Source organism: Streptacidiphilus anmyonensis (genome assembly GCF_000787855.1).
GTDB classification, from domain to species: domain Bacteria; phylum Actinomycetota; class Actinomycetes; order Streptomycetales; family Streptomycetaceae; genus Streptacidiphilus; species Streptacidiphilus anmyonensis.
The window spans coordinates 92192-98763 of record NZ_BBPQ01000005.1 but is presented as its reverse complement, the minus strand read 5'-3'; the positions used below and the strand labels follow the sequence as shown (position 1 = coordinate 98763).

Genomic DNA, 6572 nt, shown 5'->3' with positions numbered 1-6572 from the left:
GAACATCCTGCTGGCGTCCCTCACCATCGTCTTCCTGCTGGCCGTGGTGACCCTCCAGCCGATGGCGACCTACGCCGGCGCCGAGCAGACCATCGTCGTCCTCGTCGCCCTGCTGGTCGCGCTGATCCCGACCACGATCGGCGCGCTGCTCTCGGCGATCGGGATCGCCGGCATGGACCGGCTGGTGCAGCGCAACGTGCTGGCGATGTCCGGGCGCGCCGTCGAGGCCGCGGGCGACGTCTCCACCCTGCTGCTGGACAAGACCGGCACCATCACCTTCGGCAACCGCCAGGCCGCCGAGTTCCTGCCGGTCGGGGCCGTGGACGTGAACCGGCTCGCCGACGCCGCCCAGCTCTCCTCGCTCGCCGACGAGACCCCCGAGGGCCGCTCCATCGTGGTGCTGGCCAAAGAGAAGTACGGCCTGCGCGCCCGCCACCAGGGCGAGCTCGAACACGCCACGTGGATCGAGTTCACCGCCCAGACCCGCATGTCCGGCGTCGACGTCGTCGAGTCCGGCGGCGTGCACGCGACCCGCAAAGGTGCGGCGGCGGCCGTCGCGACGTGGGTGCGCGACCACGGCGGGCAGGCGGACGGCGCGCTCGACACCGTGGTGGACCGGATCTCCAACCTCGGCGGCACGCCGCTGGTCGTCGCCGAGAAGCGCGGCGCCGAGCCCGCCGACGTGCTCGGCGTCATCTACCTCAAGGACGTCGTCAAGCACGGCATCAAGGAGCGCTTCGACGACCTGCGGGCGATGGGCATCAAGACGGTCATGATCACGGGTGACAACCCGCTGACGGCCGCCGCGATCGCCGAGGAGGCCGGCGTCGACGACTACCTCGCGGAGGCGACTCCCGAGGACAAGATGGCGCTGATCCGTCAGGAACAGGCCGGCGGCAAGCTCGTGGCGATGACGGGCGACGGCACCAACGACGCGCCCGCGCTCGCGCAGGCGGACGTGGGGGTGGCGATGAACACCGGCACCTCGGCCGCCAAGGAGGCCGGGAACATGGTCGACCTGGACTCCAACCCGACCAAGCTCATCGAGATCGTCGAGATCGGCAAGCAGTTGCTCATCACGCGCGGCGCGTTGACGACCTTCTCCATCGCCAACGACGTGGCCAAGTACTTCGCGATCATCCCGGCCATGTTCGCCAGCGTCTACCCGGGGCTCAGCCGCCTCAACATCATGCACCTGCACAGCCCGACGTCCGCGATCACCTCGGCGATCATCTTCAACGCCCTGATCATCATCGGCCTGATCCCGCTGGCGCTGCGCGGCGTGCGCTACCGGCCCTCCTCGGCCTCCGCGCTGCTGCGCCGCAACCTCGGCGTCTACGGCGTCGGCGGGCTGATCCTGCCGTTCATCGGCATCAAGGTCATCGACCTCGTCGTCCAGTTCGTCCCCGGCCTGCACTGAAGCCGCACCGAAAGGAGCACGGTCATGGCCAAACCCCTTCCGCCGCTGGTCCGGCTGCACCTGACCGGCCTGCTGCTGCTGCTGGTCTTCACCGTCGTCTGCGGCATCGCCTACCCGCTGCTCATCACCGGCATCGGTGAGCTGATCTTCCCTGGCCAGGCCAACGGCTCCCAGGTCAGGCTGAACGGCCAGGTCGTGGGCTCCAGCCTGCTCGGCCAGAACTTCGACCTGCGCAGGATCGACCCCAAGGCCCCTGCCCTGCCCGACCCGCGCTGGTTCCAGCCGCGCCCGTCGGCCGCGGGGACCGACGGCTACGACGCCCTGGCCTCGGGCGCGTCCAACCTCGGCCCGAACGACTCCGGCCTCACCAAGCTCGTCAAGGCGCGCCGGGTCGCCCTGGCCCTCTTCGACGGCGTCCTGCCCGCCTCGGTGCCGCCCGACGCGTTGACGGGCAGCGGCTCCGGCCTCGACCCCGACATCTCGCCCGCCTACGCTTATGAGCAGGTGGGCCGGGTCGCGCGGAGCCGCCGGCTGCCCGTCGCCGTGGTGCGCCAACTGGTCGCCGACCACGTGGACGGACGGGTTCTCGGCTTCCTCGGGCAGCAGCGCGTGAACGTGGTGACCCTCAACCTGGCCCTCGCCCGACTCGGCTGACGCCTCCACGGGACGGCCCGAGAGGGGAGACCGCTGTGACCGAGCCCCGCGCGCACGTCCGCTCCGTGCCGGGCCGCCTGAAGGTCTACCTCGGCGCGGCCCCGGGCGTCGGCAAGACCTTCCGGATGCTCGACGAGGCCCACCGCCGTGCCGCGCGCGGCACCGACGTCGTCATCGGCCTCGTCGAGGCCCACGGCCGCCCGCGCACCGAGGAGCGGCTGGCCGGGCTGGAGGCCGTGCCGCGCCTGGAACGCGAGTACCGCGGCGCCCGGTTCACCGAGATGGACACCGACGCCGTCCTCGCCCGCCGCCCCGAGGTCGCCGTCATCGACGAGCTCGCCCACACCAACATCCCCGGCGGCCGGTACGCCAAGCGCTGGCAGGACGTCGAGGAGCTGCTCGCCGCCGGGATCGACGTGCTGACGACGGTGAACGTGCAGCACCTGGAGTCGCTCAACGACGTCGTGCAGAAGATCACCGGCGTGCCGCAGCGCGAGACCGTCCCGGACGAGGTCGTCCGGCGGGCCGACCAGATCGAGCTGGTCGACATGCCGCCGGAGGGCCTGCGCCGCCGCATGGTCCACGGCAACGTCTACGGCCCCGAGAAGGTCGACGCCGCGCTGTCGAACTACTTCCGCGTCGGCAACCTGACCGCGCTGCGCGAGCTGGCGCTGCTGTGGGTCGCCGGCCGGGTGGACGAGGGACTGCAGCGCTACCGCGCCGAACACGGCATCGGCGGGGTGTGGGAGACCAAGGAGCGCGTCGTCGTCGCGCTGACCGGCGGCTCCGAGGGCGAGACGCTGATCCGCCGCGCCGCGCGGATCGCCGCCCGCTCGGCGGGCGGGGAGCTGCTGGCCGTGCACGTGGCCCGCAGCGACGGCCTCACCGACGCCTCCCCGGCGGCGCTGGCCGCGCAGCGGCAGCTGGTGGAGAGCATCGGCGGCAGCTACCACTCCGTCGTCGGCGACCACGTCCCCACCGCGCTGCTGGACTTCGCGCGGGCGGAGAACGCCACGCAGCTCGTGCTCGGCACCAGCCGGCGCGGCCGGCTCAGCCGCTCCCTGACCGGCTTCGGCATCGGCGAGACGACGGTGGCGATGTCCGGCGACATCGACGTCCACATGGTCACCCACGAGGCGGCGGGAGGCGGCCGCAACCCCTCGCGGGCCCAGTCCGCGCTGCCGCCGCTGCGGCGGATCGCCGCGCCCGTCGCGGCGGTGGTCGTCCCGGTGCTGCTCACCCTGGTGCTGGCCCAGGCCCGGCACGCGGTCAACCTGACCAGCGACACGCTGCTGTTCCTCGCCGTCGTGGTCGGCGTCTCGCTGCTCGGCGGCATGCTGTCCGCGCTGCTGGCGTCCGTCGTCGCCTCCCTGCTGCTCAACTACTACTTCATCCCGCCCATCCACCGCTTCACCATCGCCGAGCCCAACAACGTGCTCGCGCTCGTCGCCTTCGTCGCGGTCGCGCTGGTGGTGGCGGGCGTGGTCGACCGGGCGGCGCAGCTCGCCCAGCGCGCGGCGCGGGCGACCGCCGAGGCGGAGCTGCTGTCCATGCTCACGCACGACGTGCTGGGCGGGGAGGAGACCATCCCGGCGCTGCTGACCCGGCTGCGGGAGACCTTCGCGATGGACCGCGTCGCGCTGGTCACCCGCGACCAGACGGGCGCGGAGACGGTCCTGGCGACGGACACCCTGAACGGTGGCGGGCGTTCCGAGGGATCCGCCGGTTCGGCCGGTGCGGACGCGGAGCCGGCGCGCCACGGCGCGGTCGACGAGGAGGTCGCCGTCACCGACGACGCCGCGCTCGTGCTGCGCGGCCGTCCGCTGCCCGCCGCCGACCGGCGCGTGCTGACGGCCTTCGCCGCGCACGTCCGCGCCGCGCTCGACCGGGCCCGCCTCGCCCACGCCGCCGCCGAGGCGGCCCCCGCCCAGGAGGCGCAGCGCTCCCGCGCCGCGCTGCTCGCCGCCGTCAGCCACGACCTGCGCGAGCCGCTCGGCGTCGCGCTGGCTGCCGTCGCGGACCTGCGGGGGGACGACTGCGGGGACGTTCCGGCGCCGTCGCCGCGTCAGGCCGAACTCCTGGACGTGGCCGAGGAGTCGCTGGAACGTCTGGCCCAACTGGCCGAGGACCTCAACGACCTGAGCAGGCTGCACGCGGGCGCGCTGGTGCCGCGCCCCGAACGCACCGAACCCGCGGCGGCGTTCGCGGCGGTGCGCGAGGAGTTCGCGGGTAGCCCGGCCCGGCTCCACGCACGCGGCCTCGACGCGGTCCCGCCGGTGGACGCGGACCCGACGCTGCTGGAGCGGGTGCTGGCCAACCTCGTCGCCGACGCGGTCGAGCACGGCCCGGACGGCGCGGAGGTCGTCGTCGCGGGCAGCGCCCTGGGCGACCGCGTCGAACTCCGTGTCGTCGACCACGGCCCGAGCCTGCGCGCGGGGGAGGCGGGGCGCCTCTTCGAACCCTCCGTCCCCAGCTTCGACGGCGGTCCGCGCCCCCCGGGCTCCCGTCCGGGCGTCACCCTCCACCTCGCCCTGGCCCACGGCTTCGCCGAGGCCATGGGGGCAGGCCTGGCCCCGGAGGACACCCCGGGCGGGGGGCTGACGATGGTCCTGGAGCTGCGGGCGTCCGGCGCCGCGTGAGCCGTCGGCGCCGGGTGAGCCGTCGGCGCCGGGTGGCATCCTCCTGGATGACGGGGACGACGAGGGGCTGGAGGGGCCGGTGCACGCCTGGGGCGGCGGTACAGGGGACGAGCGGCACCGGGTGCTGGCCAAGGCCCTTGCGCGGTACGGGCTCTGGGACCACCTGCCGGCCGGGGCGCGGGCGGCCGCCGAGGCCGAGGTCGCCGACGGCGGGTACCCGCTGCGCTTCGACCTGCTCCACGGACAGGTCGAGTTCTTCGCCGACGGGGAGGAGCTCGCCGAGGGCGGCGTCGTGCGGTTCCTCCGCTCGATCGCACCGGCCCTCGCCCGGTACGGGCTGACGCTCCACGCGCAGGCGGCGCCCCCGGCTGACGGTGACCACCCGGACGACTACGTCGTCGCCGTCAACGGTGTGCGCTGCACGGTCCTGCGACGGGCCGACCTGGAGGACGGCCGCGACTTCTGGACGCCGGCGACCGTCCGCCCGCTGGCGGTGGTCAACCGCCTGCTGGCCGGGGCCGCCGCGAGCCCGGTGCGGGCGCACACCCTCTACGCGGGCGGCAACGACGGCCTTCTCCTGCTCCTCGACCCCCGCGCCGTCGCGGCCATGCGCGCGAGCGGGCTGTTCCCGGACCACGAACTGCCCGAGCTCGCCACGGAGCAGACGCAGGACGCCCGTTGATGCTTGTCAGGCGCCACCTGACGAGCTAGCCTCCGTAGGGAAGGCGTCAGGCGCCGCCTGACAATGGCCGTAGCGGAGGTCGTACGCATGCCAGGAAAGCTCTCCGCCGAGCAGGCGATCCACTGCTCGTTCTGTGCGAAGCCGCAGGAGGAGGTCGCCAAGGTGATCGCGGGCCCCGGGGTCTTCATCTGCAACGAATGCGTGGACCTGTGCGTCGACATCCTCGCGCTGCCCGAGGAGTCGGGGGACAAGCCCGAGATCCCCGTGTCGGAGTCCATGACGGACGAGGAGATCCTCGCGCTGCTGCCGCGCATCGTCTCGGTCAGCGGCCAGGTGGACGCGAGTCTCCAGGTCTGGGTCGACCGGCTGCGCGGGCGCGGGGTGCCGTGGGTCCGGATCGGTGAGGCCATGGGGATGGCCCGGCAGTCGGCGTGGGAGAAGTTCTCCGCCCAGGACTGAGCACCCCCGTCAGTGCGGCACGGCTGTCCCCGCGCCGCGGCGGCGCGCAGCGCCTGGAGCCCGGCGCTCGATGTCAGCCGCTGACCTCGCCTATCATCGGGGCATGGGCAGATGGGAGCCGAACGGGCGCGGCAGACTGGCGCAGGCAGCACTGGACCTGTACGTCGAGCGCGGTTTCGACCAGACCACCGTCGCGGAGATCGCCGAGCGCGCGGGCCTGACCGAGCGCACCTTCTTCCGCCACTACGCGGACAAGCGCGAGGTGCTCTTCGACGGGGCGGCGACGCTCCAGCAGCTGATGGTCGACGCGGCCGCCGCCGCGCCGGAGGCCGCCTCGCCGTTGGAGGCGACGGCCGCCGCGCTGGACGCGCTGGGGGAGATGTTCGACGGGCGGCGCGACTTCGCGCTTCGACGCCACTCGGTGATCTCGGTCAATCCGGAGCTCCAGGAGCGCGAACTGATCAAACTGGCGAGGCTCACCGAGGCCATCGCCGCGACCCTGCGCGAGCGCGGCGTCGGCGAGCCCGCCGCGAGCCTGACCGCCCAGGCCGGCATCGGCGTCTTCCACGTCTCCTTCCAGCGCTGGGTCGCCCCGGGCGAGACGCGCAAGCTCGACGAACTCATGCGCGAGGGCCTGGAGGAGCTCAAGGCCGTCATCCGCTGAGGGCAGCCCTCCGCTGAGGGCCGAGCCCGGCGGACCCGCCGGGCTCGGCCGTCG

General features: G+C 73.6%; 5 protein-coding genes and 1 pseudogene. All 6 read left to right on the top strand.

What is annotated here, in order from left to right:
- Positions 1 to 1420: potassium-transporting ATPase subunit KdpB (kdpB, locus tag TR50_RS07950; protein ID WP_042416627.1), on the top strand; the 1420-nt coding region annotated here is incomplete at its 5' end.
- A 24-nt stretch (positions 1421 to 1444) separates the two neighbouring features.
- Positions 1445 to 2074: a potassium-transporting ATPase subunit KdpC gene (gene kdpC / locus TR50_RS07945; RefSeq protein WP_042416623.1), complete on the top strand. Its 630-nt coding sequence runs from the start codon at positions 1445 to 1447 to the stop codon at positions 2072 to 2074.
- Between the two features lie 35 nt (positions 2075 to 2109).
- Positions 2110 to 4713: a sensor histidine kinase gene (locus TR50_RS07940; protein ID WP_042416619.1), complete on the top strand. Its 2604-nt coding sequence runs from the start codon at positions 2110 to 2112 to the stop codon at positions 4711 to 4713.
- Positions 4714 to 4792: 79 nt separating this feature from the next.
- Positions 4793 to 5395 (top strand): hypothetical protein, encoded by a 603-nt coding sequence (locus TR50_RS07935; protein ID WP_042416616.1) that lies wholly within the window; start codon positions 4793 to 4795, stop codon positions 5393 to 5395.
- Between the two features lie 87 nt (positions 5396 to 5482).
- A pseudogene (locus TR50_RS48530) lies at positions 5483 to 5617 on the top strand (ClpX C4-type zinc finger protein); the annotation flags it as partial.
- Positions 5618 to 5957: 340 nt separating this feature from the next.
- Complete coding sequence (locus TR50_RS07925) at positions 5958 to 6518, top strand: TetR family transcriptional regulator (protein ID WP_042416609.1); 561 nt, start codon at positions 5958 to 5960, stop codon at positions 6516 to 6518.
- Positions 6519 to 6572: the final 54 nt, after the last annotated feature.

Coding starts and splice junctions, on each gene's coding strand:
- kdpC (WP_042416623.1), top strand. CDS start 1,445: ATGGCCAAACCCCTTCCGCCGCTGGTCCGGCTGCACCTGACCGGCCTG.
- TR50_RS07925 (WP_042416609.1), top strand. CDS start 5,958: ATGGGCAGATGGGAGCCGAACGGGCGCGGCAGACTGGCGCAGGCAGCA.